This window comes from Pedococcus sp. P1_H8 (assembly GCF_056405175.1).
In genome coordinates, this window is the sequence record NZ_JBFUCP010000204.1 from 1 (window position 1) to 469 (window position 469).

1 pseudogene is annotated in these 469 nt (G+C 71.6%); it reads right to left on the bottom strand.

The features are described 5' to 3' along the window. Positions 1 to 469, bottom strand: a pseudogene (locus AC1DYG_RS19600) (hypothetical protein); the annotation flags it as partial.

Below are 469 nucleotides of genomic sequence, written 5' to 3' on the forward strand. Positions count from 1 at the left end.
GAGCCGGCCAGCGCGAGACCGAAGGCCAGCGAGCCGGCGTGCGGCACGTCGGTGGTGAGCAGTCCGGCGGTACCGATCAGCCCGGTCGCGATCGAGCCGGCCAGCGCGAGACCGAAGGCCAGCGAGCCGGCGTGCGGCACGTCGGTGGTGAGCAGTCCGGCGGTACCGATCAGCCCGGTCGCGATCGAGGCTCCGAAGGCGACCGTCAACGCGGCGGTCAGCCCGGCGTACCGGCCGACGGAGGTGGAGTCGAGAAGCTCTGTCCGGCCGGACTCCTCCTCCGCTCGGGTGTGCCGGATCAGGGTCAGGATCACCGCGACCGCGATCAGGGTGTGGAACATGCCGGCCTTCCAGATGCCGACCGCGCCCAGGCTGTCGTTGTAGATCGCGCCGTACATGGCGCGTTGCGCGGGACTGCTCATGATCGTGGCCGCGAAGGACGCGCGGTCCGCCGCGGAGGGGTAGACGC